The sequence below is a fragment of the Microbacterium tenebrionis genome, from assembly GCF_020682665.1.
In the GTDB taxonomy this organism is placed as follows: Bacteria; Actinomycetota; Actinomycetes; order Actinomycetales; family Microbacteriaceae; genus Microbacterium; species Microbacterium tenebrionis.
The window spans coordinates 100,813-125,624 of record NZ_JAGTTM010000002.1 but is presented as its reverse complement, the minus strand read 5'-3'; the positions used below and the strand labels follow the sequence as shown (position 1 = coordinate 125,624).

General features: G+C 68.7%; 23 protein-coding genes and 1 tRNA gene. 16 read left to right on the top strand and 8 right to left on the bottom strand.

Going from position 1 to position 24,812, the window contains the following annotated elements; translation table 11 throughout:
• Positions 1-42 precede the first annotated feature (42 nt).
• Positions 43-852, top strand: a complete 810-nt coding sequence (locus KEC56_RS05880) for a TrmH family RNA methyltransferase (protein WP_227530216.1) — start codon at positions 43-45, stop codon at positions 850-852.
• A 5-nt stretch (positions 853-857) separates the two neighbouring features.
• Here KEC56_RS05880 and KEC56_RS05875 read toward each other — a convergent pair whose 3' ends face one another.
• Positions 858-1,688, bottom strand: coding sequence for an SGNH/GDSL hydrolase family protein (locus KEC56_RS05875; RefSeq protein ID WP_175986375.1), 831 nt, complete (start codon positions 1,686-1,688; stop codon positions 858-860).
• Between the two features lie 69 nt (positions 1,689-1,757).
• Between KEC56_RS05875 and KEC56_RS05870 the strand changes: the two genes are divergently transcribed.
• Positions 1,758-3,500: a DEAD/DEAH box helicase gene (locus KEC56_RS05870; RefSeq protein WP_175986373.1), complete on the top strand. Its 1,743-nt coding sequence runs from the start codon at positions 1,758-1,760 to the stop codon at positions 3,498-3,500.
• 136 nt (positions 3,501-3,636) lie between these two features.
• Positions 3,637-4,734 carry a VIT1/CCC1 transporter family protein gene (locus KEC56_RS05865; protein ID WP_175986371.1) on the top strand — a complete coding sequence of 366 codons (1,098 nt, stop codon included), beginning with the start codon at positions 3,637-3,639 and terminating at the stop codon, positions 4,732-4,734.
• A 55-nt stretch (positions 4,735-4,789) separates the two neighbouring features.
• On the opposite strand, the gene KEC56_RS05860 is transcribed toward KEC56_RS05865, so the two are convergent.
• Positions 4,790-4,873: transfer RNA gene (locus KEC56_RS05860), tRNA-Leu, on the bottom strand.
• A gap of 110 nt (positions 4,874-4,983) precedes the next feature.
• On the opposite strand from KEC56_RS05860, the gene KEC56_RS05855 reads away from it, so the two are divergent.
• The gene (locus KEC56_RS05855; RefSeq protein WP_227530215.1) at positions 4,984-6,279 is read left to right on the top strand and encodes a M20/M25/M40 family metallo-hydrolase; all 1,296 of its coding nucleotides are present in this window, start codon (positions 4,984-4,986) and stop codon (positions 6,277-6,279) included.
• Positions 6,280-6,324: 45 nt separating this feature from the next.
• The gene (locus KEC56_RS05850; protein ID WP_175986366.1) at positions 6,325-7,152 is read left to right on the top strand and encodes an undecaprenyl-diphosphate phosphatase; all 828 of its coding nucleotides are present in this window, start codon (positions 6,325-6,327) and stop codon (positions 7,150-7,152) included.
• 18 nt (positions 7,153-7,170) lie between these two features.
• On the opposite strand, the gene KEC56_RS05845 is transcribed toward KEC56_RS05850, so the two are convergent.
• Positions 7,171-8,025: a PAC2 family protein gene (locus KEC56_RS05845; RefSeq protein ID WP_175986363.1), complete on the bottom strand. Its 855-nt coding sequence runs from the start codon at positions 8,023-8,025 to the stop codon at positions 7,171-7,173.
• A 118-nt stretch (positions 8,026-8,143) separates the two neighbouring features.
• Here KEC56_RS05845 and KEC56_RS05840 point away from each other — a divergent pair, with 118 nt between their 5' ends.
• The 9 genes from KEC56_RS05840 (at position 8,144) to lnt (ending at position 17,926) form a co-directional block, all read left to right on the top strand.
• Complete coding sequence (locus tag KEC56_RS05840) at positions 8,144-8,824, top strand: HAD family hydrolase (RefSeq protein ID WP_308013001.1); 681 nt, start codon at positions 8,144-8,146, stop codon at positions 8,822-8,824.
• On the top strand, positions 8,821-9,834 hold the full coding sequence (locus tag KEC56_RS05835; protein WP_227530214.1) for a tRNA (adenine-N1)-methyltransferase: 1,014 nt from the start codon (positions 8,821-8,823) through the stop codon (positions 9,832-9,834). The genes KEC56_RS05840 and KEC56_RS05835 overlap by 4 nt, the downstream gene beginning before the upstream one ends.
• 10 nt (positions 9,835-9,844) lie before the next feature.
• On the top strand, positions 9,845-10,819 hold the full coding sequence (locus KEC56_RS14015) for an FKBP-type peptidyl-prolyl cis-trans isomerase (RefSeq protein ID WP_227530213.1): 975 nt from the start codon (positions 9,845-9,847) through the stop codon (positions 10,817-10,819).
• Positions 10,819-11,805, top strand: coding sequence for a helix-turn-helix transcriptional regulator (locus KEC56_RS05825; RefSeq protein ID WP_227530212.1), 987 nt, complete (start codon positions 10,819-10,821; stop codon positions 11,803-11,805). Before KEC56_RS14015 ends, KEC56_RS05825 begins: the two co-directional genes overlap by 1 nt.
• Positions 11,805-12,767: a helix-turn-helix transcriptional regulator gene (locus KEC56_RS05820; RefSeq protein ID WP_227530211.1), complete on the top strand. Its 963-nt coding sequence runs from the start codon at positions 11,805-11,807 to the stop codon at positions 12,765-12,767. Before KEC56_RS05825 ends, KEC56_RS05820 begins: the two co-directional genes overlap by 1 nt.
• A 59-nt stretch (positions 12,768-12,826) precedes the next feature.
• Entirely contained in the window at positions 12,827-13,084 is a 258-nt protein-coding gene (gene tatA, locus KEC56_RS05815; protein WP_175986353.1) for a Sec-independent protein translocase subunit TatA, read from the top strand.
• A gap of 62 nt (positions 13,085-13,146) precedes the next feature.
• Positions 13,147-13,908, top strand: a complete 762-nt coding sequence (tatC, locus tag KEC56_RS05810) for a twin-arginine translocase subunit TatC (RefSeq protein ID WP_175986627.1) — start codon at positions 13,147-13,149, stop codon at positions 13,906-13,908.
• Positions 13,905-16,379 (top strand): DEAD/DEAH box helicase, encoded by a 2,475-nt coding sequence (locus KEC56_RS05805; protein ID WP_227530210.1) that lies wholly within the window; start codon positions 13,905-13,907, stop codon positions 16,377-16,379. Before tatC ends, KEC56_RS05805 begins: the two co-directional genes overlap by 4 nt.
• A gap of 11 nt (positions 16,380-16,390) precedes the next feature.
• The gene (gene lnt / locus KEC56_RS05800; RefSeq protein ID WP_227530209.1) at positions 16,391-17,926 is read left to right on the top strand and encodes an apolipoprotein N-acyltransferase; all 1,536 of its coding nucleotides are present in this window, start codon (positions 16,391-16,393) and stop codon (positions 17,924-17,926) included.
• Here the strand turns inward: lnt and KEC56_RS05795 are convergent.
• The 4 genes from KEC56_RS05795 to KEC56_RS05780 all read right to left on the bottom strand — a co-directional run bounded on the left by KEC56_RS05795 (position 17,923) and on the right by KEC56_RS05780 (position 20,609).
• Entirely contained in the window at positions 17,923-18,306 is a 384-nt protein-coding gene (locus KEC56_RS05795) for an RNA polymerase-binding protein RbpA (RefSeq protein WP_175986347.1), read from the bottom strand. The two genes, lnt and KEC56_RS05795, sit on opposite strands and share 4 nt — an antisense overlap.
• A 113-nt stretch (positions 18,307-18,419) precedes the next feature.
• Positions 18,420-19,190, bottom strand: a complete 771-nt coding sequence (locus tag KEC56_RS05790) for a glycerophosphodiester phosphodiesterase family protein (protein ID WP_175986345.1) — start codon at positions 19,188-19,190, stop codon at positions 18,420-18,422.
• Entirely contained in the window at positions 19,187-20,110 is a 924-nt protein-coding gene (locus KEC56_RS05785) for an SPFH domain-containing protein (protein ID WP_175986343.1), read from the bottom strand. The genes KEC56_RS05790 and KEC56_RS05785 overlap by 4 nt, the downstream gene beginning before the upstream one ends.
• A gap of 25 nt (positions 20,111-20,135) precedes the next feature.
• Positions 20,136-20,609, bottom strand: a complete 474-nt coding sequence (locus KEC56_RS05780; protein ID WP_175986340.1) for an NfeD family protein — start codon at positions 20,607-20,609, stop codon at positions 20,136-20,138.
• 121 nt (positions 20,610-20,730) lie between these two features.
• Here KEC56_RS05780 and KEC56_RS05775 point away from each other — a divergent pair, with 121 nt between their 5' ends.
• Positions 20,731-21,495 carry an SDR family oxidoreductase gene (locus KEC56_RS05775; RefSeq protein ID WP_175986337.1) on the top strand — a complete coding sequence of 255 codons (765 nt, stop codon included), beginning with the start codon at positions 20,731-20,733 and terminating at the stop codon, positions 21,493-21,495.
• A 61-nt stretch (positions 21,496-21,556) separates the two neighbouring features.
• Here KEC56_RS05775 and KEC56_RS05770 read toward each other — a convergent pair whose 3' ends face one another.
• Positions 21,557-22,168 carry an HdeD family acid-resistance protein gene (locus KEC56_RS05770; protein WP_175986334.1) on the bottom strand — a complete coding sequence of 204 codons (612 nt, stop codon included), beginning with the start codon at positions 22,166-22,168 and terminating at the stop codon, positions 21,557-21,559.
• A gap of 95 nt (positions 22,169-22,263) precedes the next feature.
• On the opposite strand from KEC56_RS05770, the gene KEC56_RS05765 reads away from it, so the two are divergent.
• Complete coding sequence (locus KEC56_RS05765) at positions 22,264-24,621, top strand: ATP-binding cassette domain-containing protein (protein ID WP_227530208.1); 2,358 nt, start codon at positions 22,264-22,266, stop codon at positions 24,619-24,621.
• Positions 24,622-24,812 lie beyond the last annotated feature (191 nt).

Genomic DNA, 24,812 nt, shown 5'->3' with positions numbered 1-24,812 from the left:
GTCACGCTCACGGAACCTCCACGTCGAGTCTACGGTGAGGAGATGCACATCGAGCACGTCCAGGACGCCGCAGACCCGCGTCTGGCCGATTACCGCGGTCTCACCGACACGGCGCTGCGCAGCGTCCAGGAGCCAGGCGGCGGCCTGTACATCGCCGAATCCGCGAAGGTCATCGAGCGCGCCGTCGCCGCAGGCCACGTTCCGCGCTCCGTCATGACGCAGCAGCGCTGGGTGCCCGGGCTCGAGGAGATGCTGGCCGAGCTCGATGTTCCCGTGTACGTCGTACCGGATGCCGTCGCGGAACAGGTCACCGGCTTCGCTGTGCACCGCGGGGCCCTGGCCTCGATGCATCGGCCGGCTCTCCGCCCGCTCGACGAGGTCGTGCGCGACGCCCGCCTCGTGCTCGTGCTCGACGATCTGATCGAGCACACCAACGTCGGCGCGGCGTTCCGCGCGGCAGCAGGCCTCGGCGCGGACGCCGTGATCGTCAGCGCACGCTGCGCCGACCCGCTGTATCGCCGCAGCGTCAAGGTGAGCATGGGCACCGTTTTCCAGGTGCCGTGGACCCGGCTGTCAGCCGGCGCGTCGCCGGCTGAGGAGCTGCGGAACCAGGGCTTCGACGTCGCGGCGCTGGCGCTGCGCGACGACGCCGTGCCGCTGGACGCCTACGCCGCGCAGCGCCCCGCGAAGGTCGCGCTCATGCTCGGCACCGAGGGCGACGGGCTCTCCGCGGCGGCGCTGGCGGCGGCGGATGCCGTGGTCACGATCCCGATGCATGGCGGTGTGGACTCGCTCAACGTCGCTTCTGCGGCTGCCGTCGCGATCTGGGAGCTCACGCGCCCGGAGCGCTGATCCGGCTAGTCGTTGTCGGCGACGAGGATCACCGGAGACGGCTCGGGCCGCTTGGCCGAGACGGCGTCGCCGGACGACTGATGACGCAGGCGCCTGAGCACCCACGGCACCAGATGCTCGCGCGCCCAGCCGAGGTCCTCGGCTCTCGCCTCGCGCCACGTCCGCACGGGGAGCGGGTCGGGCTGCATCGCCTGCAGGTCGTTGGGCACATTGAGGGCGCGCAGCACCATGCGGGCGACCTCGTGGTGGCCGAGCGCGTTGTAGTGCAGACGGTCGTCGTCGAAGAAGCGCGCGTCCTGCACCGTCTTGAGCGCCCACTGGTCGGCGACGATGCAGTCGCGCCGTTCGGCGATCGCACGGACGTTCTCGTTGTAGATCGCGACCTTGCCGCGGAACGGGCGGAACACCGGTGTGAAGCCGGTGTCGATGCCGGTGAACAGGATGACCGCAGCTCCTGTGGATGCCAGCCGCGACACGGCGTCGTCGAGCTGCGCCGCGATCTCGTCGGGGTCGGTGCCGGGGCGGATGACGTCGTTGCCGCCCGCGCAGATCGAGATGAGGTCCGGCCGCAGGGCGACGGCCGGCTCGATCTGATCGGCGACGATCTGCGCGATCAGCTTCCCTCGCACGGCGAGGTTCGCGTAGGCGAAGTCGTCGACCTGCGCGGCCAGGACCTCGGCGACGCGGTCGGCCCAGCCGCGGTGCCCGCCCGGCGCATTCGGATCGGGGTCGCCGATGCCCTCGGTGAACGAGTCGCCCACGGCCACGAATCGGTGCCAGGGGTGCGGCCCGTCGTTCGCGACGAACGGCGTCCTGGAGGATTCCGGGTCTGTCATCACTTGCTCCTTCGACAGGCATCGAGCCTAGTACGCCCCATGTCTGCGACAGCGATTACCCTTGATCCGATGCTCTCTCCGTCCTTCCCCCAGCGCGCCCCATGGGGGACGGCGGACAAGCTCCGTGCGTGGCAGCGGGAGGCCCTGGACCTCTATTTCACGCGGGATCAGCGCGATTTCCTCGTCGCTGCCACCCCCGGTGCAGGCAAGACAACCTTCGCGCTCACGCTCGCGGTGGAGCTCCTGCGCCTGGGCGAAGTCAATCGCGTGATCGTGGTGGCGCCGACCGAGCACCTGAAGACGCAGTGGGCCGACGCCGCAGCGCGCGTGCACATCCGCCTCGACCCCCGGTTCAAGAACAGCCACTGGGCACCGTCGCGGCAGTACCACGGCGTGGTCGTCACGTATGCGCAGGTCGCGGCCAAGCCGTCGGTGCACCGCCACCTCACCGAGGACGCGAACACCCTCGTGATCCTCGACGAGGTGCACCACGGCGGAGATGCCCTGAGCTGGGGCGACGGCATCCGCGATGCCTACGGCCCCGCCAAGCGCCGGCTGTCGCTGTCGGGTACGCCGTTCCGCAGCGACACGGCGCCCATCCCGTTCGTCACCTACGCGCCCGATGAGTCCGGTGCGCGCATCTCGACCACCGACTACGCCTACGGCTACGGCAGGGCCCTCGCCGACGGCGTGGTGCGGCCCGTGCTGTTCCACATGTACTCCGGCAAGATGCGCTGGCGCACCAGCGCCGGCGACGAGCTCGAGGCCAACCTCGGGCAGGACAACACCAAGGACGTCACATCCCAGGCGTGGCGCACGGCCCTCGACCCCGAGGGTGAGTGGATGCCGGCCGTCCTCTCGGCGGCGGATCGCCGACTGACCGAGATCCGCCATCACGTTCCGGATGCCGGCGGACTGGTGCTCGCGACGGATCAGACCGTCGCCCGCGCCTACGCGAAGATCCTGCACAGCATCACCGGTCAGCAGCCGACGATCGTGCTCTCCGACGACGCGACGGCCTCTGAGCGCATCGAGAAGTTCAGTCAGAACGACTCGCGGTGGATGGTCGCCGTGCGCATGGTTTCCGAAGGCGTCGACGTTCCTCGACTCGCGGTGGGCGTGTACGCCACCTCATCCTCGACGCCGCTGTTCTTCGCGCAGGCGATCGGCCGATTCGTGCGAGCCCGGCGCCGCGGCGAGGCTGCGAGCGTGTTCCTCCCGAACGTCCCGGTGCTCATGGGCCTCGCGAACGAGCTCGAGAAGCAGCGCGACCACGCTTTGGATCGTCAGAGCAAGGACGACGACGGCCTCGAGGACTCCCTGCTGGAGAGCGCCAACCGCGAGGAGGAGGCGTCGGACGCCCTCACTCAGGAGTTCAGCTATCAGGCGATCTCTTCGCTTGCGCATTTCGACCGGGTCGTCTTCGAGGGCAAGGAGTTCGGCCAGCTCGCAGAACCGGGCACGCCCGAAGAGGAGGAGTTCATCGGCATCCCCGGCCTCCTCGAGCCCGAGCACGTGCACGAGCTGCTCATGCACCGCCAGTCCCGGCAGTCCAAGCTCCGTGCCGCGCGCGAGGCCGCGGAGGGCCCGGAGCAGACGACGACACTGCCGCCGCCGCTGCACCGGACCCTCCGGGAGCAGCGTCAGCTCCTCAACAGCCTGGTCGGTCTCTACGCACGGCAGGCGGGAGAACCGCATGGCGCCGTGCACGCCGAGCTGCGCCGGTTGTGCGGGGGACCGGCGGTCGCGCAGGCCACGGTCGCCCAACTGCAGCAGCGCATCGATCTGCTGCGCAAGCGCGTTCGCTCCTGATCGGTCCCTGAGCCTGTCGAAGGGTTAGGAACCCCGAAATGCTGGCAATCCGGGGATTTCGGGGTGGTGCGCGACCACCCGCGGCTAGCGTTGAGAGTGCCGGAGGGCATCCTTTCCCACTCGACCTGGAGGACATATGAGCGCGCCCGCAAGCGCCCAGCCCACCGAGGCCGATCGACGCCGTTGGACGCGCTACCTCGTCGAGGAGCGCGCCGAGGGCCTGGTCTACCAGAAGCTCGCCGACCGCAAGACGGGGGAGGAGCAGGAGATCCTGCAGAGCCTCGCCGACGCCGAGCGGCGCCACGAGCAGCACTGGCTCGAACTGCTCGGCGGCGAACCATCCAGACTCCCCAAGGCCGGGATACGGACGAGACTGCTGGCCTGGATGGCCGGGCGGTTCGGTTCGATCTTCGTGCTCGCCTTGGCGCAGAACGCCGAGGCGCGCTCGCCCTACGACACCGAGACCTACGCGACACCGGCGATGCGTGCGGACGAGAAGATCCACTACGAGGTCGTGCGCGGTCTCGCCGCTCGTGGACGCCGACGTCTGTCCGGGTCGTTCCGGGCCGCGGTGTTCGGTGCGAACGACGGCCTCGTCAGCAACCTCGCCCTCGTGCTCGGCATCGGAGCCACGGGCGTCTCGTCGAGCTTCGTGCTGTTCAGCGGCATTGCGGGCCTCTTGGCCGGCGCCCTCTCGATGGGCGCAGGAGAGTTCGTGTCGGTCCGATCGCAGCGCGAGCTCCTCGCCTCGACCGAGGCCAACGAAGACGCCGCGCAGTCGGCCGGCGACCTCGACATCGACGAGAACGAGCTGGCGCTCGTCTACCGGGCGCGCGGGATGGATCAGGGCGAAGCGCTTGCCCGCTCCCGCAGGATCATCGCGGCCGCTCAGGAGGGCGTGCGCCGCACGACGACCGGACCGATCCGTGCGCACCTCGGTGCCGATCACGAGATCGTCGGCAGCGACTGGACCGCCGCCCTGTCGAGCTTCGCGCTGTTCGCCTCCGGTGCGATCATCCCCGTGCTGCCCTGGATCTTCGGCCTGCAGGGACTCACCGCGATCCTCGTCGCACTGCTTCTCGTCGGCGTCGCGCTGCTGGCGACCGGCGCCATGGTCGGGATCCTGTCCGGCGGACCGCCGCTGCGGCGGGCGCTGCGTCAGCTGGCGATCGGGTTCGGCGCCGCCGCGATCACCTACGTGCTCGGCCTCGTGTTCGGCGTCGGGGCGGTCTGACCCGGCTGCCGGCAGATACGAGAAAAGCCCCCGGTGAAGGGGGCTTTTCTGTCTGTGCGCGGAGCGGGACTTGAACCCGCACGCCCTATTCGGGCACTAGCACCTCAAGCTAGCGCGTCTACCATTCCGCCACCCGCGCAGGTGGTGAAGGCCGTTGCCGACCGAAGAGAAACATTACCAGGTTTCCCGAGCGCCGACGAACCGGGACGCGCCCCGGGCGCGCCGATGCGCCTTCGATAGCCTGGAGGCATGTCCGAACCGCAGCATCCGGAGGTCGCCCTCATCGCGCGCGACCTGATCCGCATCGACACCTCGAACTTCGGCGGCGGGCGGGCTGCGGGAGAGCGCGAGGCGGCCGAGTACGTCGGCGCGTACCTGGAGTCCGTGGGCCTGACGCCGGAGTACTACGAGCCCGTCCCGCGCCGCACCAACGTCATGGCGCGCGTGCCCGGCCGCGATCCGAGCAAGCCCGCGCTCGTCGTCCACGGTCACCTCGATGTCGTCCCCGCGATGGCGGAGGACTGGAGCGTCGACCCGTTCGCGGGCGAGATCCGCGACGGGCTGCTGTGGGGTCGCGGCGCCGTGGACATGAAGAACATGGACGCCATGATCCTCACCTCCGTCGCCGACATCCTGCGCGCAGGGGAGCAGCCGGAGCGCGACCTCGTCCTGGCGTTCTTCGCCGACGAGGAGAACGGCGGCGTGGAGGGCTCAGCGCTCGTCGTGAAGGACCGTCCCGAGTGGTTCGCAGGCGCCACCGAGGCGATCAGTGAGGTCGGCGGGTACTCCATCTCGGTCGACGACCGCCGTGCGTATCTGCTGCAGGTGGGGGAGAAGGCGCTCATCTGGATCCGGCTCGTCGCACAGGGCCGCGCCGGGCACGGCAGTCGTCTGCACGAGGACAACGCCATCGTGAAGCTCGCCGGCGCCGTGGCGGCGATCGGCGCGGCCCGCTGGCCGATCCGCCTGACGCCGACGACCGAGGCGCTGCTGCGCGGTCTCGCCGACCTCACCGGCGGTTCGCTCGATGACCCCGACGCCCTCGCGAGCGCCGCCGGTCCCGCCGAGGCGTTCCTGCGCTCGACGTTGCGCACGACGACGAACCCCACGGTGCTCACCGCCGGGTACAAGCACAACGTGATCCCGGAGCGCGCCGAGGCGCTCATCGACGTCCGGGTGATCCCCGGCACGGAGGACGACGTGCTCGCCGAACTGCAGCGCATCGTCGGCGACGACATCGTCATCGAGACGGTTGTCCGCGACATCGGCATGGAGACGCCGTTCGCCGGTCCCCTCGTCGACGCGATGGTCGGGGCGCTGGGCCGTCACGACCCCGGCGTCCCCGTCATCCCGTACCTGCTCGGGGCGGGGACGGACAACAAAGCGCTCACGACACTCGGCATCACCGGCTACGGCTTCGCGCCGCTCCGGCTGCCCGCGGATCTGGACTTCACGGGGATGTTCCACGGAGTGGACGAGCGCGTGCCCGTAGAATCGCTTGTCTTCGGTCAGCAGGTGCTGACCGACCTCCTGCGCACGTACTGACGCGCTCCGCAGACGTCACACCCCGCAACACCAGAAGGCCAACGCATGCATCTGCTCGAAGCGCTGTTCCTCGGCATCGTCCAGGGACTCACCGAGTTCCTCCCCATCTCGTCCAGCGCCCACCTGCGCATCGTCGGGACCTTCACCGGCTCCGGCGAGGATCCGGGAGCGGCGTTCACCGCGATCACCCAGATCGGCACGGAGGCCGCCGTCGTCGTCTTCTTCTGGCGCGACATCGTCCGCATCATCGGGCACTGGTTCCGGTCGCTGGTCGGCAAACTGCCGCGCAACGATCCTGACGCCCGAATGGGCTGGCTGATCATCATCGGCAGCATTCCGATCGTGCTCCTCGGGCTCCTGTTCCAGGACCAGATCGAGACGGTTCTGCGGTCGATGTGGATCGTGGCGATCATGCTCATCGCCTTCGGCATCCTCCTCGGCATCGCCGACCACGTCGGCGCCAAGCGACGCCGCCTCGACCAGATCACCTACCCGCACGGCATCCTGTACGGCTTCGCCCAGGCCCTCGCGCTGATCCCCGGCGTCTCGCGCTCGGGTGGAACCATCACGATGGGGCTGTTCCTCGGGTACGAGCGGGCTGCGGCGGCGCGCTACGCGTTCCTGCTCGCGATCCCCGCGGTGTTCGGCAGCGGCTTCTACCAGGTGTTCAAGAGCTGGGACGCGCCCGATCAGTACTTCACGATGGGCGAGACGATCGCCGCGACCGGCATCGCGTTCGTCGTGGCGCTGGGCGTGATCGCGTTCTTCATGAACTGGATCTCGAAGCGGAGCTTCCTGCCGTTCGTGATCTACCGGATCCTGCTCGGTGTCACGCTGCTCGTGCTGCTCAGCACCGGCGTGATCGCCGGCTGACCCTGCCGAAGCGGGAGGCTACTTCTTGCGGTCGCCGGGGCCGTCGTCGCGGCGGCGGAGGTAGCGCTCGAAGGCCTGGGCGATCGCGTCGCCCGACGCCTCGGGCGAATCCCACGTGTCGCGCGTGCGCTCGAGCTGGTGGATGTACTCGGTCATCTCCTCGTCGTCCGCCGCAGCGGCGTCGATCGAGGCCTCCCAGGTCGCGGCATCCGTCCGAAGGCCCTCGCGCGGCATGTCGACGCCGGTGAGCTCCTCGAGCCGGTCGAGCAGCGCCAGCGTCGCCTTGGGCGACGGCGCGGCCGACGCGACGTAGTGCGGCACACTCGCCCACAGGGTGGCGCTCGGGATGCCGGCGCCCTCGGCGAAGTGCTCGATCACGCTGAGGATGCCGACCGGGCCCTCGTACAGGGATCGCTCGAGTCCCAGCGACTCGCGCACCTGCTCGTTGGAGCTCGCGGCGAAGATCGAGATCGGCCTGGTGTGCGGCACGTCCGAGAGCATGGCGCCGAGGAGGATGAAGCCCGTGACGTCGTCGCGAAGCGCGATGTCGATGAACTCGTTCGCGAACGCCTGCCAGGTACGGGCGGGTTCGACGCCGGTCAGCAGCCAGAACTCCGGTGCGCCGGCGACAGGTTCCCCGCGCGGGCGCCAGAGCGCCGCCTCCGGCCAGCGCAGTTCGCGCCTGCCCGTGGCATCCATCTTCGATGACGGCCGGGTGTACTGGTAGTCGAAGTAGAGCTCGGGGTCGACGGAGTGGACGAGCTCGTAGTCGCCGCTCTCGCGCAGGGCCTCGACGGCGCCGCTGGCGGCCTCGCCGGCGTCGTTCCAGCCGTCGAAGGCCACCACGACGATGCGGTCTCCGAGTGCATCCATCCGGTCTCTCCCTTCGACGACGGAATGCGGTTATCCCTCCAGGCTAGTCCGCCCCCGGCGCTCCCGGCGGTGCACCCTGCCGGACAGCCGCGAAGGATCCCCCGGATAGCATGGTCGGGTGAGTCAGAAGCCGCAGGCAGTCCTCTGGGACATGGATGGAACGCTGGTCGACACCGAGCCGTACTGGATGGCGTCGGAGACCGCACTGGTCGAGTCGTTCGGCGGAACGTGGTCGCACGAGCAGGCGCTGCAGCTCGTCGGCAGCGGGCTGAACGAGAGTGCGGAGATCCTTCGAGCCGCGGGCGTCGACATGGCAGGCGACGCCATCGTCGACCACCTCACGGATGCTGTACGCCGGCTTCTCGAGACGCGCGGCGTGCCGTTCCGGCCGGGAGCGCGGGAACTGCTCCGCGATCTCCAGGACGCCGGCATCCCTTCTGCGCTCGTCACGATGTCCCTCGGCCGGATGGCTCGCAGCGTCGTCGACCTCATCGGCTTCCCCGCCTTCGACGTCGTCGTTCCCGGCGACGAGGTCGACCGCCCCAAACCGCACCCCGAGCCGTATCTGAAGGCGGCGCGGCTCCTCGACATCGACATTGCCGAGGCGCTCGTGATCGAGGACTCCCCGACCGGGCTGCGCGCAGGGCTCGCTTCCGGTGCCGTCACCCTCGGCGTGCCGCACATCGTCCCGCTCGACGGGCTCGGCGCCCACGCGCTGTGGCCGACGCTCGAGGGGCGCACGGCGTCCGACCTGATCGATCTGCACTCCACGGTCACGAGCGCGGGGGTGCGCGGATGACCGCCGCGTCGCGCCCCAGCGGTCCGTTCCGCGAAGGGGACCGGGTCCAGCTGACCGGGCCCAAGAACCGGCTGCACACGATCACGCTCACTGCCGGCGGCGAGATGCACACGCACCACGGCGTGCTCTTCCACCGCGACTTGATCGGCCTGCCCGACGGATCCGTGGTGACCAACAGCTCGGGTCACGAGTACCTGGCTCTGCGGCCGCTGCTGCGCGACTTCGCGATGTCGATGCCGCGGGGAGCTGCGATCGTGTACCCGAAGGATGCCGCGCAGATCGTCATGCAGGCCGACATCTTCCCCGGGGCGACGGTCGTCGAGGCCGGGGTCGGTTCCGGTGCGCTGTCGCTGTCGCTGCTCCGGGCGATCGGCCCGTCCGGGCGTCTGGTGTCGTTCGAGCGACGAGACGACTTCGCCGATGTCGCACGGTCGAACGTCGAGACGTTCTTCGGTGCCACCCCGGACACCTGGGACGTCGTCGTCGGCGACCTGCAGGCCGCCCTGCCCGAAGTCCTTGCGGCCGGGAGCGTCGATCGCGTCGTGCTCGACATGCTCGCGCCCTGGGAGGTCATGGATGTCGTGGCCGATGCTCTGACACCAGGGGGAGTGGTGCTCTGCTACGTCGCCACGGCGACGCAGCTCTCGCGGGTCGCGGAGTACATCCGCGGCACCGGATGCTTCACGGATCCCGACGCCTCGGAGACCATGGTGCGCGGCTGGCACGTGGAGGGCCTCGCCGTGCGCCCCGACCACCGGATGGTCGCCCACACCGGATTCCTCCTCACGGCGCGGCGCCTCGCACCGGGGACGATCGCGCCGGAGGTCAAGCGCCGAGCATCGAAGTCCAGCTACGGCGACGAGGACGTCGAGCTGTGGACGCCGGGGGCGGTCGGCGACCGCGACATCACCGACAAGAATCTGCGCAAACGCGCCCGGGAAGCGGCCAAGGCCGCCGAGGGCGCACGCCGGGCCGCCGCGTCGCGCGACGGAGACGGGTCTGCGCAATAGACTGGAGCGCGTGCGTAAAACCTCAGCCGCTCTGGCCACACTCGCCCTCGCCGTCGTCGCTCTGACGGGATGCACCGCCGGGCCCGCCTATCAGGGTGCGAGCTGCGACCGGGCTGCCGCGAGCAGCGGCGTCGAGGATCTCGCGAACATCTCGGGCGAGATCGGCACGAAGCCGGATGTGGAGCTGTTCACGCCGGTGGGCGGCGAGTCCAGCACGTTCGGCGACGTGGTGGTCGGCGACGGGCGCGCACTGACGAGCCCCAGCCAGAGCGCGGTGTTCGAGTTCTCGCTGTTCTCCGGCAAGACCGGTGAGCCGATCGCCGGCACCGCGTACGACGACGAGCAGGCGAGCCTGGCCAGCGTCGGATACTGGGAGCAGATCGTGCCCGCATTCGGTGCGGCTCTCGAATGCGCGACCGAGGGCACCCGCGTGCTCTCCGTCGTCACCCCGGATGACTTCGGCGCGGCCAACCTCCAGGGCTTCGGCCTTGACGCCGACGAGCCCGTCGTCGCGGTGTTCGATGTCGTGAAGGTGTTCCCCAGCCGCGCCGAGGGCTCGCTGCAGTACAACGATGCAGCCGGCATGCCGACCGTGGTCCGCGCCGCCGACGGGCGTCCCGGGGTCATCGTCCCCGACAGCGCGGCGCCGACCGATCTCACTGTCCAGACCCTCATCAAGGGCGACGGGCAGAAGGTCGCCGAGGACGACAGCATCCTCGTCAACTACACCGGAGTCCTGTGGGACGAGCGCACCGTGTTCGACTCGTCCTGGGACCGGGGCACGGCCGCCACGTTCGACCTGGCGGGTGTCATCCCCGGCTTCACCCAGGGGCTCGCCGGCCAGACCGTCGGCTCGCAGGTGCTGCTCGTGATCCCGGCCGAGCTCGGATACGGCGAGCAGGGCGGCGGCTCGGTGCCGCCGAACGCGACGCTGGTGTTCGTCGTCGACATCCTCGGCATCGATCCTCCCGCCTCGGCGCAGTGATGGCCGCCCGGATCCCGCCCGAAGAGCGTCAGACGAATCTCGTCGTGGCGCTCATGGCCACGGAGATCGGGCTGACCAAGCAGCAGATCCTCGACAGCGTGTCGGGCTATCGTCAGCGCGCCGAGACCGGCACGAGGACCGACGCCCTCGAGAAGATGTTCGAGCGCGACAAGGACGAGTTGCGCACGCTCGGCGTTCCGATCGAGACGATCGGCGACTCGAGCGACCCGAACGACCTGCGCGAAGCGCGGTACCGCATCCCGAAGGCCGAATACGACCTGCCGGCGGACATCTCGTTCAGCGCTGCCGAGCTCGCCGTGCTGCAGCTGGCCGGAAGCGTGTGGAGCGCGGAATCCGCCTCGGCAGACGCGCAGGCCGGCGTCCGCAAGATCCGCGCACTGGGGATCGACGGCGATGAACCGATCATCGGGTTCGCCCCGCGGATCACCACCCGGGAGAGCAGCTTCGCCCCGTTGCAGACGGCGATCGAGGAATGCCGGATCGTCGCTTTCGAGTATCTCAAGCCCGGGGAGAGCGCTCCGCGCAGGCGGACCGTCGCGCCGCTCGCCCTGCTCGATTTCGAGGCCCGCTGGCACGTGTACGGCATCGACCAGGATGCCGATGGAGAGCGCACGTTCCTCCTCAGCCGGATCGTCGGCGAGGTGTCCTCGACGCGCAAGAGCTTCGACCCTGCGTTGCGCGACGGCGCGGGCGAGCGCGCCCTCGCAGGCCTCGAAGATGTCGCCGCGCGTCATTCAGCGCTACTGGAGATCACACCGGGCACCGAGGCGGCGCTGCGGCTGGGGCGACGGGCGACCCCGGCGACACAGGGTTTCAGCATCCCCTTCGTCGACGTGCACATCCTCGCCGACGAGCTCGCGTCGTACGGTCCCGAGGTCAGGGTGGTCGATCCGCCGCAGCTGCGCGATGCGGTGGTCGAACGGCTGACGGCGATCGTCGCCGCCCATGCAGGAGAGGGGGAGTGATGGCGGACAAGCCCAAGCCCCTGCTCGCAGCGGATCGCGTGCGCGCGTACCTGACGCTCGTGCCGTATCTGCTCGAGCGCGGACAGGTCTCGCTCGAGGAGGCGGCCCGCGAGTTCGCGGTGTCCACGACGGACATGCGCGGCATGATCGAGAAGCTCACCGTCATCGGACTGCCCGGCGACAGCGGCTATTGGCAGCAGCCGCACGAGCTGTTCGACATCAACTGGGATCTTCTCGACGACGAGGACGTCATCGAGATCACGAACGACGTCGGGCTCCGCCGTGTGCCCCGCTTCACCGCACGCGAGGCGGCGGCGCTGCTCGCAGGGCTCCAGATGGTCGCGGCGGTTCCCGCCGTCTCCGACTCCGGACTGGTCGCGGGCCTGCTCGCGAAGCTCGCGCGCGCCGCGGCGAACGCTCCTGCCGAGGTCGTCATCGCCCCGGGCGCGGTTGACGAGGTGCGCGACGCGGTCGCGTCGGCGCTGAAGCAGGGCGTCGCGGTCTCGTTCCGCTATCAGGCGCCGGATGCCGCGCTCACGACGCGCACGGTCGACCCGGTCCAGGTGCTCATCACCGACGGCCAGTGGTACCTGCAGGGCTGGTGCCACCTGCGCAAGGCCATGCGCACGTTCCACCTCGACCGGGTCAGCGAGCCCGCGCTGACCGACATCCCGATCACGCACGCCGACGCGCCGGTGCCGGACGGCTTCGGGACCGGCGATGCCGAATCCGAGGTCACGGTGCGCATCCCCGGGCGCCTCGTGCCGCTGCTGGGCGACTACGTCCGCGCGGACAACGCGACAGAGGACGGCGACGACGTGATCGTCCGCATCCGTCTATCCGATCCGCGCGCCATCAAGCGGGTCGCCGCGCGCTTCGGCGGTCAGCTCGATGTCGTCGAACCCGAGATCGCGCGCACCGCGACGCGGGAATGGGCCGCGGCCGGACTCGCCCTGTACTGACGGCGCCGACCCGAGTGACGCAGGTAGACTGGACGAAACCCCGAACTTAGGAGAACGGTATGCTCGGCAACCTCACGGGCTGGCACCTGCTCGTCCTCGTCCTCGTCATCCTGCTGCTGTTCGGGGCTGCGAAACTTCCTGCGCTTGCGAAGAGCATGGGTCAGTCGGCCCGCGTGTTCCGCGGCGAGATGAAGGCGATGAAGGAAGAGGACTCCGTGGCGCAGCCGGCCGCAGATTCCACCGTCGCCGACACGCACACTGACAGCAGCACCGCGCACCGGAACGACGGCAGCGCTCCCAACAACCCGACCAGCTGACGACGGTGACCGCGATCGACAAGAAGTCGGCCGCGAGTGACAGACCACGCAATGAACGCCGGATGTCGCTCGGCGCGCACCTCGTGGAGTTGCGTCGACGGCTGATGATCTGCGCAGCGGCGCTCATCGTCGCGATGATTATCGCGTTCTTCGTGACGGATCCGATCATCCAGTTCATCACAGCACCGGTCGATCGGATCGCCCAGGAGCACCCAGAAGTCGTCGTGGGACTCACGTTCTCCTCTGTGACGGCACCGTTCGATCTGCGCATGCGCATGGCGTTCTCCATCGGAATCTTCCTCGCCGCACCGATCTGGTTGTGGCAGATCTGGGCGTACATCATGCCTGGTATGACCCGCAAGGAGATCAAGTACACGATCGGTTTCGTCGCGGCTGCGATCCCACTGTTCTTCGCAGGGTGCTACGTGGGCTCTCTCGTCGTCCCGCACGTCATCGAACTCATGGCGAACTTCACGCCGGAGGGCGCGAACAACCTGTACGAGGGCAAGCTCTACTTCGACTTCATCCTCAAGCTCATGCTCGTGCTCGGCGTCTCGTTCGTCCTCCCGGTCTTCCTCGTCGCGTTGAACGTCGCCGGCATCATCAGCGGCCGAGACATCATCAAGGGCTGGCGGGTGGCGGTTCTCATCGCAACCGTTTTCGCCGCACTGGCGACGCCGGCTGCCGATGTCGTGAGCATGCTGCTGCTCGCCGGGATCCTCGTGGTGCTCTTCTTCGCCGCTGCTGCGCTGTCGATGATCTTCGACAGACGGAGGAAGAAACAGATGAAGGCCGACGGCCTCCTCCCAGAAACGGACGCATGAGCTCTCCCGCCGAACGCTACGCGGCCGCACGCGACGCCGCAGCCCACCCGCAGACAGCCGCGTTCGCGGCGCGCCAGAAGTTCGATCTCGATCCGTTCCAGGTCGAGGGCTGCCATGCGCTCGAGCGGGGCAACAGCGTCCTCGTCGCGGCCCCGACAGGGGCGGGCAAGACGATCGTCGGCGAGTTCGCGATCCACCTCGCGATGCAGACGCCGAACGACAAGGCCTTCTACACGACGCCGATGAAGGCGCTCTCGAACCAGAAGTTCCGCGAGCTCGTCGACGTCTACGGCGCCGAGAACGTCGGGCTGCTCACCGGCGACACGAACATCAACGGCAACGCGCGGATCGTCGTGATGACGACCGAGGTGCTGCGCAACATGATCTACGCGGACTCGGCGGCGCTGGGCAGCCTGCGCTTCGTCGTGATGGACGAGGTGCACTACCTCGCCGACCGCTTCCGGGGCGCCGTGTGGGAAGAGGTGATCATCCACCTGCCCTCGTCGGTCCGGCTCGTGTCACTGAGCGCGACGGTGTCGAACGCCGAGGAGTTCGGCGACTGGCTCGACACCGTCCGCGGCGACACGGAGGTGATCGTCTCAGAGACCCGCCCCGTGCCGCTCGAGCAGCACGTGCTGGTCCGCGGCGACCTGCTGCCGCTGTTCGACGACCGCGCCGGCGTCGCGACGGCCACGGTGAACCAGGAGCTCATGCGCATCCGCTCGTTCACCGGTTCGCGGTACGAGGGCAACCGGCGGGCCCAGTCGTACAGCAGCGCGCGGCACGCCGGGCGTCAGGCGCAGCGGCGGCCGCGCGGGGGCCGCGGACCCGTGCGATCGACGAACGCGCAGCGGGTCGAACGGATCGACCGTCCCGACGTCATCCAGCTCCTCGAGCGCACGAACCTGCTTCCGGCGATCTTCTTCATCTTCAGCCGCGTGGGCTGCGACGCCGCCGTGCAGCAGGTGCGGAGATCCGGCATCCGGCTGACCACGCCCGAGGAGCGCCGCGAGATCCGCGAGTTCGTCCAGGAGAGCACACGCACGCTGCAGGATGAGGATCTGGGCGTCCTCGGCTACTTCGAATGGCTCGACAATCTCGAGCGCGGTGTGGCATCACACCACGCAGGTCTCCTGCCGGCGTTCAAGGAGGTCGTCGAGGAGCTGTTCCGGCGCAAACTCGTCAAGGTCGTCTTCGCGACGGAGACCCTGGCGCTGGGCATCAACATGCCCGCGCGAACGGTCGTCCTCGAGAAGCTGGAGAAGTTCAACGGCGAATCGCGGGTCGCCATCACGTCGGGGGAGTACACCCAGCTGACCGGCCGCGCAGGGCGCCGCGGGATCGACGTGGAAGGCCACGCGGTCGTGCAGTGGACCGAGGGCATGGACCCGCAGGCTGTCGCAGCCCTCGCCTCGCGCCGCACCTACCCGCTGAACTCCAGCTTCCGGCCGACGTACAACATGGCCGTGAACCTCATCGACATGTTCGGCCGCCCCCGCGCCAGGCAGATCCTCGAGTCGTCGTTCGCTCAGTTCCAGGCCGATCGCGCGGTCGTCGGCCTCGCCCGTGAGGTGCGAGAGGCCGAGGCCTCGCTCGAGGGCTACCTGAAGGCGATGACGTGCGAGCACGGAGACTTCCTCGATTACGCCGGGATCCGTCGCGAGCTGAGCGACCTCGAGAAGAAGAACAAGCAGGACGAGCACGGACCGCGCGCCGCGCGCGACAAGCGCCTGAAGAAGATCCAGTCGCTGCGCACGAGGATGCAGCGGCACGGATGCCACCGCTGCCCAGACCGCGAGGCGCACGCCCGCTGGGCGGAGCGTTATTGGAAGCTCAAGCGGCAGACCGATCGGACGCGGCGTCAGATCGAGAACCGCACCGGAACCGTCGCGCGCGTCTTCGACCGGGTGGTCGAGGTACTCGCCGCTCTCGACTACGTCACGGGTGACGGCGACGACACGGCCCTGACGGATGCCGGTCGCACCATGCGCCGCATCTACGGCGAACGAGACCTGCTGGTGGCCGAGTCGCTGCGTCAGGGGCTGTGGAAGGGGCTGGACGCGCCCTCGCTCGCCGCCATGGCGTGCTGCCTGGTGTACGAACCTCGACGCGACGAGGCCGGGGCGGGGGAGCGCGGGCTGCCGCGCGGAGCGTTCCGCAGCGCCTATGAGAAGACCTCTGAGCTGTGGTCGGAGCTCGACGACCTCGAGCAGGCGCACAGCCTGCCGGGCAGCGAGCCGCTCGCGACGGGCCTCGCCGGTGCGATGCACTCCTGGGCACGCGGTGCTCAGCTCGATCGCGTCCTCGTCGACGCCGACATGGCCGCTGGAGACTTCGTCCGCTGGGCGAAGCAGACCATCGACCTGCTCGATCAGCTCTCCATCGTCGCCGAGGATCTCGGCATCGCGCGCACGGCGCGGCAGGCCCTCGACGGCGTGCGCCGCGGCATCGTCGCGTACTCCTCGATGTGAGGCCGGTGGGGATGCCATCGACCTCTTCCGCTGAGCCCGTACGACGGCGCGCCCTGCTGCCGCTGTGGGCAGCCGTCCCGGTCGCGGCCCTCGCCGGCTGGCTCATGGACCTCGCGTATCCCTCGGTCGGGGCCTGGATACTCGCGTTCCCCGCCGTAGGCCTGCTGCTGCTGGCACTGATCGGACGGCGTTTCTGGGCTTCCGCGCTGGTGGGACTCGTCTACGGCGCCGTGTTCTTCTTCCTCCTCGTGTCGTGGACCTCGCGCTACCTCGGGCCGATCCCGTGGGCTGCGCTGGCGTCGCTCGAAGCAGCGCTGACAGCCGTGACCGTCACACTCATCGCCCTCGCATACCGGTGGTTGCCCCGGGCGTTCCCCGGAACCGCAGGTCGCCTGGTGCTGCTTCCGGCCGCGGTCGGCGCGTTGTGGGTGCTCCGAGAGCTGCTGCTCGGCTCGTGGCCGTACACGGGCTTCCCGTGGGCGCGTCTGGGGATGACGCAGTCCGAGAGCCCGCTCGCCGCGCTTTCGTCGTGGGTCGGCGTGAGCGGGCTGAGCTTCCTCATGGTGTTCGCCGTCGCCATGATCATCGAGACGGTGCGACTACAGCTCTGGCGGCGCCCTGTGCGCCTCGCCGTTCCGGCGGTCGCCATCCTCGTGCTGTTCGCGACACCGATGTTCCCGACGACGGATGCGGGAACCATGCGGATCGGCGCCGTGCAGGGGAACGGCCCGACGGGCTACTTCGACGATCGAGAGCCGTACGCCGTGGTCCACGCGCAGACCGATGCCACCCAGCCGCTGTACGGCCAGGACATGGACCTGCTCGTCTGGCCGGAGGGCGGCCTCGGCGGGGACCCGTTCCAGGACGAGTCCCTTGCTCGCCGCATGACCCTCATCGCCAATCGTGTCGATGCACCGCTGCTCGCCAACGCGGCGACCGCTCGCGGTGACGAGTTCTTCAACACCTCCATGCTGTGGCAGCAGGACGGCACGGCCGAGCAGACGCACGACAAGCGGTTCCCCGTGCCGTTCGGCGAGTACGTGCCCGACCGCGACTTCTACAACGCCATCGTGCCCGACCTCATCGGCCTGATCGGCCGCGAGTACTCCCATGGCACGAACGCGCCGCTGGTGGACGTGGACGGCGTGCCGGTTGGGCTTGCGATCTGCTTCGACGTGATCTACGACCAGGTGATCGCCGAGGGCGTCTCCGGCGGCGCGCAGGTGCTCGTCTTCCAGACGAACAACGCCGACTTCCGCGGCACGGACGAGAATCTGCAGCAGCTCGCCTTCGCCCGGATGAGGGCGATCGAGACCGGCCGCAGCGTCGTGAACATCTCCACGGTCGGGACGAGTCAGATGATCACCCCGAGCGGACGGACGATCGCGTCCCTGGACGCAGATGAGGCCGGAGCCCTGCTCGAAAACGTCGAGCTCCGCTCCGGCCTCACCGCTGGTGTGATCCTCGGCCCCTGGGTGCAGCAGGTGCTGCTCTGGGGCGGTCTGGGCGCGCTCCTGTTCGGGTGGTGGCGCGCCCGGCGGCGCTAGGCGCCGATCTTCTCGCGCGTGGGGTCTTCCCCTGCTCCGCGGCGGGCGCGGATGAACGCGAGGCGCTCCTCGAGGAGCTCCTCGAGCTCGGCGCGCGTGCGGCGCTCCATCAGCATGTCCCAGTGCGTGCGGGCGGTCTTCTCGTCAGCGGCGTCCGGGGTGATGGTCTTGCCGTCGATGCTGAGCACGGCCTCGGCGCCGCACGAGCGGCACTCCCAGGTCTGCGGCGGCTCGGCGTCGGCCGCGAACATCAGCGATGTCGTGCTGCCGCAGGTGTCGCACTTGTAGGTGGTCTCGCGGCGTTCCATGAACACGACGCCTTCTTCGCTCTGTAGGCTCTGGGCGCCGAGTCGGATGCCGCGCAGGCTGCGATCTGCCATTGTGTGGTCCTCTCGTCGACCTCAGGTATACCGCTGTCGCCTGTGCGCGCGCTCAACGCTCCAGCGATCACGGCGGGATTCACAGTCGAATCCCAGCCCTCGCCGAGCGGAGGTCAGTTCAGGGTCCGCAGCGCGACATCCGCCCGGTCGGTGACGATGCCATCGACGCCGAATGCGACGAGGCGCTGCATGTCGTCGGGGTCGTTCACCGTCCAGACGTGGACCTCGACATCGTGCCGGTGGGCGGCCCGCAGCAGGCTCGGTGTGAGCACACGGACGGGGCCGTAGGTCTCAGGGATCTGCAGGGCGTCGATGTCGCGCAGAACGCGCGCCGGTGAGAGCCGCAGTGCCGTGAGCAGCCGCATGAGCATCATGCTCGAACGCCCGGCGGAGGTCGCGGGCCGCAACGTCGCCCCGGCATCCAGGACGGACGCGATCGCACGCCTCCGCCGGTCATCCGAGAAGCTCGTCAGCAGCACCCGCTCCGCATGCGGGGCGACGATCCGGCCCAGGGGGGCGGCGACGGCATCCGTCTTCACGTCGATGTTGAAGCGCGTCTCCGGGAACGCCTCGAGCATCTCCGCGACCGTGAGGAGGCCGCCGTGCGGAGCGAAGATCTCGACGAGCTCCGCCGTCCGCACCTCGTCGACGCGGCGAGGATCGCCCGCGACACGCTGAAGGTCATCGTCGTGGAACAGCACGACATCGCCGTCGGCCGTCACCTGGCAGTCGGTCTCGACGTACTCGGCGCCGGCCGCGTGCGCCGCGGCGAACGCGCCTGCCGTGTTCTCCCAGACCATCGGCCCGGTACCCTCGCCCACGGCAAGACCGCGGTGGGCGAGGATGCGCGGGTGTCGTGCCTTCGTGAAGTAGGGGTGCGTCACGCGCCGGTCGGGGGCGTCTGGCCGCCGGGACGCGGCGTGAAGGCGCTGCCGATGCCCTTGAGGGCCTCGGTGAGCTCGCTCGGCACGATCCAGAGCTTGCTCGACTCGCTGTCGGCGATCTTGGGCAGCATCTGCAGGTACTGGTACGCGAGCAGCTTGTCATCCGGAGCACCCTGGTGGATGGAGGCGAACACGTTCTGGATCGCCTCTGCCTCACCCTGTGCGCGCAGCACCGCGGCTTGCTTGTCGCCCTCGGCGCGCAGGATCTCGGCCTGCCGCGCACCCTCGGCCTCGAGGATCGCGGACTGCTTCGTTCCCTCGGCGGTGAGGATCGCTGCGCGACGGTCGCGCTCGGCGCGCATCTGCTTCTCCATCGAGTCCTGGATCGACAGGGGCGGGTCGATCGCCTTGAGCTCGACGCGGCCGACGCGGATTCCCCACTTGCCGGTCGCCTCGTCGAGCACGACGCGCAGCTGACCGTTGATCTCGTCGCGGCTGGTCAGGGCCTCTTCGAGGTTCAGACCACCGACGACGTTTCGCAGGGTGGTCGTGGTCAGTTGTTCGACGGCGCCCAGGTAGTTGGCGATCTCGTAGGTCGCGGCGCGGGCGTCGGTGACCTGGAAGTAGACGACGGTGTCGATCGAGACGACGAGGTTGTCCTCGGTGATCACCGGCTGCGGCGGGAACGAGACGACCTGCTCGCGCATGTCGATGAGCGGGCGGAGCCGGTCGATGAACGGCACGAGGATGTTCAGACCGGGCGTGAGCGTCTTGTGGTAGCGGCCGAGGCGCTCCACGACGCCGGCGGTGGCCTGCGGGATGATGCGGATCGATCGTGCGACAGTCACCACCACGAAGATGATGACGGCGATCGCAAGGATCCAGCCGATCGCTGTCGGGATGAACGAAGCGTCGTTCACGGGTTTCTCCTCGTCGTAGAGCGGTCTAGTCGTTGGCAGGTCGCACGACTGCTGTCGCGCCGTTGATCGCGGTGATGAGCACGGGCGATCCGAGCGGGATTGCCACGCCGCTCTCGGCGCGCGCCGTCCAGGTGTCGCCGTTGCTCACTTTCACCTGACCGGTGATCTGGGTGATGTCGGCGAGGGCGGTGCCGCGCAGGCCGATCAGCGCGTCGACGTTGGACTTCGTCGGATCCTCGCTGCGATGCAGGCGCCGGAGCAGGGGAGGGCGGATGAAGAGGATGAACAGCGCCGCCGCGGCGGCGGCGATGATCAGCTGCGCCCACAGCGGCAGGCCGACAAGGCCCGTGATGAGTCCCACGACGCTGCCGAGAGCGAGCATGAGGAAGGTGAAGTCGAGCGTCAGCATCTCGATCACGAGGAACACGGCGATGAGCACCAGCCAGCCGATCCACGCCCATTCGGTGACCAGCTCGACGAAGACGGATGCGTCGTTCATGGCGCCCTCCTTTGCGGTCAACCTATCACGCACCGATGCCCGATCGGCGGCGTGCAGCGCCCCGTTGCTAAAATGAACTGGCCGTGCTCTCCGCGGCCTTCACCACGTACGAGGAGTCACCGTGACCGACGTTCTGCCCGCAGGTTCCCTGGCCGGAAAGGTCGCACTGGTCACCGGTTCGTCCCGAGGGATCGGAGCGGACACCGTCCGCTACTTCGCCGAGGCAGGCGCCGACGTCGTGATCAACTTCCGCAACAAGGCACCGCGCGCCGAGAAGCTGGCTTCGCAGCTGCGCGAGCTCGGCGTCCGGGCGCTGGTCGTCGGTGCCGATCTGACCGATCCGGCATCCGTCGCCTCGATGTTCGAGCAGGTCGAGCAGGAGTTCGGACGTCTCGACATTCTCGTGCTCAACGCCTCCGGCGGCATGGAGTCGGGCATGGCGGAGGACTACGCCCTGACCCTCAACCGCGACGCGCAACTGAATGTGCTGAGCGCCGCGCGCCCGGTGCTCGGCGAGGGCTCTCGCGTCGTCTTCGTGACGAGTCATCAGGCGCACTTCATCCGCACGACGCCCACGATGCCCGAGTACGAGCCGGTCGCATTGTCCAAGCGCGCAGGCGAGGACGCGCTTCGCGAGCACATCCCGTCGCTCGCTGAGCAGGGGATCGGTTTCACCGTCGTCTCGGGCGACATGATCGAGGGCACGATCACGGCGACGCTGCTCGAGCGGGCCAACCCCGGCGCGATCTCCGCACGTCGCGAGGACGCCGGGCGTCTCTACAACGTCTCCGAGTTCGCCGCCGAGGTCGCGCAGGCAGCCGTCGATCCTGTACCGGCCGACAACACGCGCCTCGTGGGCGACACGGGCGGCTTCGCCGCGGAATGATGCGGTGATATGAGAAAGGTCCTGCCGTCCGGCAGGACCTTTCTCATATCGGACCGCGCTGTCAGAGAGCGGAAGAACCGGCGTCGCTGGGCGCGGGACTCTCCGGCAGCACGACCTTCTCGTTGCGGCCGAGCGTGATGGCGCGGACGATCTGGACGACGCCGAGCACCACCAGCGTGATGCCGAGCACCAACCAGAGCGCGGCGGCGGCGAGCAGCGGCGCGAACAGCACGATGACACCGGCCGCGACGCTGAGGATCGCGTAGATGATCGTCCAGGCCCGCGAGCCGTCCTTGTTCAGAAGCGTGAGAGAAACGACCCCGTCGAAGATCCAGCTGACGCCGAGGAAGATCGCGGTGACGGCCGCGAGCGTGAGGGTCGCGGCCGCGAGGTTCGTGAAGGCGATGATGCCGGCGACGATGTAGAGGAGGCCGAGCAGGATGTGTCCCAGGCGTGCCCAGCCGCCTTTCTTGCCGGAGAAGATGCCCAGACCGATGTAGACGATTCCGGCGATGATCAGATAGGCGGCAATGATGCCGGTGACGATGACGGCTGTCTTGAGCGGCCAGATCAGCACGACGATGCCGGCGATGAGGGCGATCGCGCCGGACACGGCGAGCGTGACACGGATCGATGCGAACAGCGACTTCGGCTCGGTGAGCGATTCAGACATGATGTGCGCCTCTCTGAGAAGATCGTGTGAACGATGTGAACAGCGTAGCGCGGAGGACGTCCCCGATGGGAGAGGTGCGTGGGAGGATCTTTCGCATGACCGATGCTCTGCTGCCCGCTGACTCTCACGATCTGATCCGCGTCCAGGGGGCTCGCGAGAACAATCTGAAGGACGTCAGCGTCGACATCCCCAAGCGCAGACTGACGGTTTTCACCGGGGTCTCCGGCTCGGGGAAGAGCTCGCTCGTGTTCGACACCGTCGCCGCAGAGTCGCGGCGCATGATCGATGAGACCTACAGCGCGTTCGTGCAGGGCTTCATGCCATCGGTCCCGCGTCCGGACGTCGATGTCCTCGAAGGGCTCACCACGGCGATCATCGTCGACCAGGAGCGTCTGGGGGCGAACCCGCGCTCGACCGTCGGCACGGTGACCGACGCGAACGCGATGCTGCGCATCCTCTTCTCCAAGCTCGGACAGCCGTACATCGGCGGGCCGACGGCGTTCTCGTTCAACATCCCGACGCAGAAGGCGAGCGGCGTGATGACGGGGCCCAGCGGCGAGAAGAAGATCGTGAAGGACGCCATCTACCTCGGCGGCATGTGCCCGCGGTGCGAGGGCAGGGGTGCGGTGTCGGATCTGGATCTCGCGCAGATCGTCGACGAGTCGAAGTCGCTGGACGAAGGGGCGATCATGGTGCCCGGGTACACGGCGGACGGGTGGATGGTGAAGGGCTTCTCGCAGTCGGGTTTCTACCCGGCCGACAAGCCGATCAAGGACTTCACGGACGAGCAACGGCACCTCTTCCTCTATGGCGAGGTCACGAAGGTGAAGATCAGCGGCATCAACATGACCTACGAGGGCCTGATCCCCAAGATCACGAAGGCGATGCTGTCGAAGGATCTCGAGGCGCTGCAGCCGCACATCCGTGCTTTCGTCGAGCGCGTGGCATCCTTCGCGACCTGTCCCGAGTGCGATGGGACCCGCCTGACGGAGGGGGCGCGTTCGTCGAAGATCGCAGGCATAAGCATCGCGGACGCCTGCCGGATGCAGGTGACCGATCTCGCGGCGTGGGTGAATGGGCTCGACCTCCCCGGTGCCGGTCCGCTGCTGGACGCGCTGAAGGCGAACCTCGATGCGTTCGTGACGCTGGGCCTGGGATATCTCAGCCTGGAGCGTCCGTCCGGCACGCTCAGCGGGGGAGAGGCGCAGCGGATCAAGATGCTGCGCCATCTCGGGTCATCGCTGACCGATGTCACCTACGTCTTCGACGAGCCGACGATCGGGTTGCATCCGCACGACATCCAGCGCATGAACTCGTTGCTCCTCAAGCTGCGAGACAAGGGCAACACGGTGCTCGTCGTCGAGCACAAGCCCGAGACGATCGCGATCGCCGATCATGTCGTAGACCTGGGCCCCGTCGCCGGCAGCGGGGGAGGGGAGATCTGCTTCGAGGGCACCGTCGAGGGCCTGCGCGGCAGCGGCACCATCACGGGGCGCCATCTGGACGACCGGGCGACACTGAAGCCGTCCGTTCGCTCGGGTGCCGGCGCGATCGAAGTGCGCGGCGCATCCACGAACAACCTGCAGGAGGTCGACGTCGACATCCCGACGGGCGTGCTCACGGTCGTGACGGGTGTCGCCGGCTCCGGCAAGAGCTCGCTGATCCACGGTTCGGTAGCGGGACGCGAGGGCGTCGTGGCCATCGACCAGAGCGCGATCAAGGGCTCGCGCCGCAGCAACCCGGCGACGTACACCGGAATGCTCGAGCCGATCCGCAAGGCATTCGCCAAGGCGAACGGCGTCAAGCCCGCACTGTTCAGCGCGAACTCCGAGGGCGCCTGCCCGTCCTGCAAGGGCTCCGGCGTGATCATCACCGAACTCGGCTTCATGGATACGATCGAGACACCGTGCGAGGACTGCGGCGGCAAGCGGTTCCAGGCGTCGGTGCTGGAGTACAAGCTCGACGGCAGGGACATCACCGAGGTGCTCGATCTGCCGGTCGCCGAGGCGCGCGAGTTCTTCACGCGGCCGGAATCGACGATCCCGACCGCGGTGGCGATCCTGGAGCGCCTGGACGACGTCGGCCTCGGCTATCTCTCCCTGGGCCAGCCGCTCTCGACGCTGTCGGGCGGCGAGCGTCAGCGTGTGAAGCTCGCGATCCAGATGGGCGGCCAGGGCGACGTGTACGTGCTCGACGAGCCGACCTCGGGGCTGCATCTGGCGGACGTCGACAAGATTCTCGGGCTGCTCGACAGGCTCGTGGATGCCGGGAAGACGGTCATCGTCATCGAGCATCATCAGGCCGTCATGGCGCATGGTGACTGGATCATCGATGTCGGTCCCGGCGCGGGCCACGACGGCGGTCGAGTGGTGTTCGAGGGAACGCCCGCGGACCTCGTCGACCAGAAGAAGACGCTGACGGGGAAGCACCTCGCGGCGTACGTCGGGGCCTGAGCAGACGGAGACAGAGAGCGCTGTGACGGATCAGAGGGACCTCGACGCGCGCATCCAGGCGTACTACGCCGGTCGGGCTCGACCCTGAACTGCAGGCAACCGCAGCACGCCTGGCGGATGCTGCGTCCGAGCTCGCCGGCGACCGAGAGATGAGCGGGCACCTGATGGCGATCGGTCGCGTTCGGTAGCCT

Bases quoted from the DNA above. Each gene is read 5' to 3' on its own strand.
- KEC56_RS05880 (WP_227530216.1), top strand. From the start codon at position 43: ATGCACATCGAGCACGTCCAGGACGCCGCAGACCCGCGTCTGGCCGAT.
- KEC56_RS05875 (WP_175986375.1), bottom strand. From the start codon at position 1,688: ATGACAGACCCGGAATCCTCCAGGACGCCGTTCGTCGCGAACGACGGG.
- KEC56_RS05870 (WP_175986373.1), top strand. From the start codon at position 1,758: ATGCTCTCTCCGTCCTTCCCCCAGCGCGCCCCATGGGGGACGGCGGAC.
- KEC56_RS05865 (WP_175986371.1), top strand. From the start codon at position 3,637: ATGAGCGCGCCCGCAAGCGCCCAGCCCACCGAGGCCGATCGACGCCGT.
- KEC56_RS05855 (WP_227530215.1), top strand. From the start codon at position 4,984: ATGTCCGAACCGCAGCATCCGGAGGTCGCCCTCATCGCGCGCGACCTG.
- KEC56_RS05850 (WP_175986366.1), top strand. From the start codon at position 6,325: ATGCATCTGCTCGAAGCGCTGTTCCTCGGCATCGTCCAGGGACTCACC.
- KEC56_RS05845 (WP_175986363.1), bottom strand. From the start codon at position 8,025: ATGGATGCACTCGGAGACCGCATCGTCGTGGTGGCCTTCGACGGCTGG.
- KEC56_RS05835 (WP_227530214.1), top strand. From the start codon at position 8,821: ATGACCGCCGCGTCGCGCCCCAGCGGTCCGTTCCGCGAAGGGGACCGG.
- KEC56_RS05825 (WP_227530212.1), top strand. From the start codon at position 10,819: ATGGCCGCCCGGATCCCGCCCGAAGAGCGTCAGACGAATCTCGTCGTG.
- KEC56_RS05820 (WP_227530211.1), top strand. From the start codon at position 11,805: ATGGCGGACAAGCCCAAGCCCCTGCTCGCAGCGGATCGCGTGCGCGCG.
- tatA (WP_175986353.1), top strand. From the start codon at position 12,827: ATGCTCGGCAACCTCACGGGCTGGCACCTGCTCGTCCTCGTCCTCGTC.
- tatC (WP_175986627.1), top strand. From the start codon at position 13,147: ATGTCGCTCGGCGCGCACCTCGTGGAGTTGCGTCGACGGCTGATGATC.
- KEC56_RS05805 (WP_227530210.1), top strand. From the start codon at position 13,905: ATGAGCTCTCCCGCCGAACGCTACGCGGCCGCACGCGACGCCGCAGCC.
- lnt (WP_227530209.1), top strand. From the start codon at position 16,391: ATGCCATCGACCTCTTCCGCTGAGCCCGTACGACGGCGCGCCCTGCTG.
- KEC56_RS05795 (WP_175986347.1), bottom strand. From the start codon at position 18,306: ATGGCAGATCGCAGCCTGCGCGGCATCCGACTCGGCGCCCAGAGCCTA.
- KEC56_RS05780 (WP_175986340.1), bottom strand. From the start codon at position 20,609: ATGAACGACGCATCCGTCTTCGTCGAGCTGGTCACCGAATGGGCGTGG.
- KEC56_RS05770 (WP_175986334.1), bottom strand. From the start codon at position 22,168: ATGTCTGAATCGCTCACCGAGCCGAAGTCGCTGTTCGCATCGATCCGT.
- KEC56_RS05765 (WP_227530208.1), top strand. From the start codon at position 22,264: ATGACCGATGCTCTGCTGCCCGCTGACTCTCACGATCTGATCCGCGTC.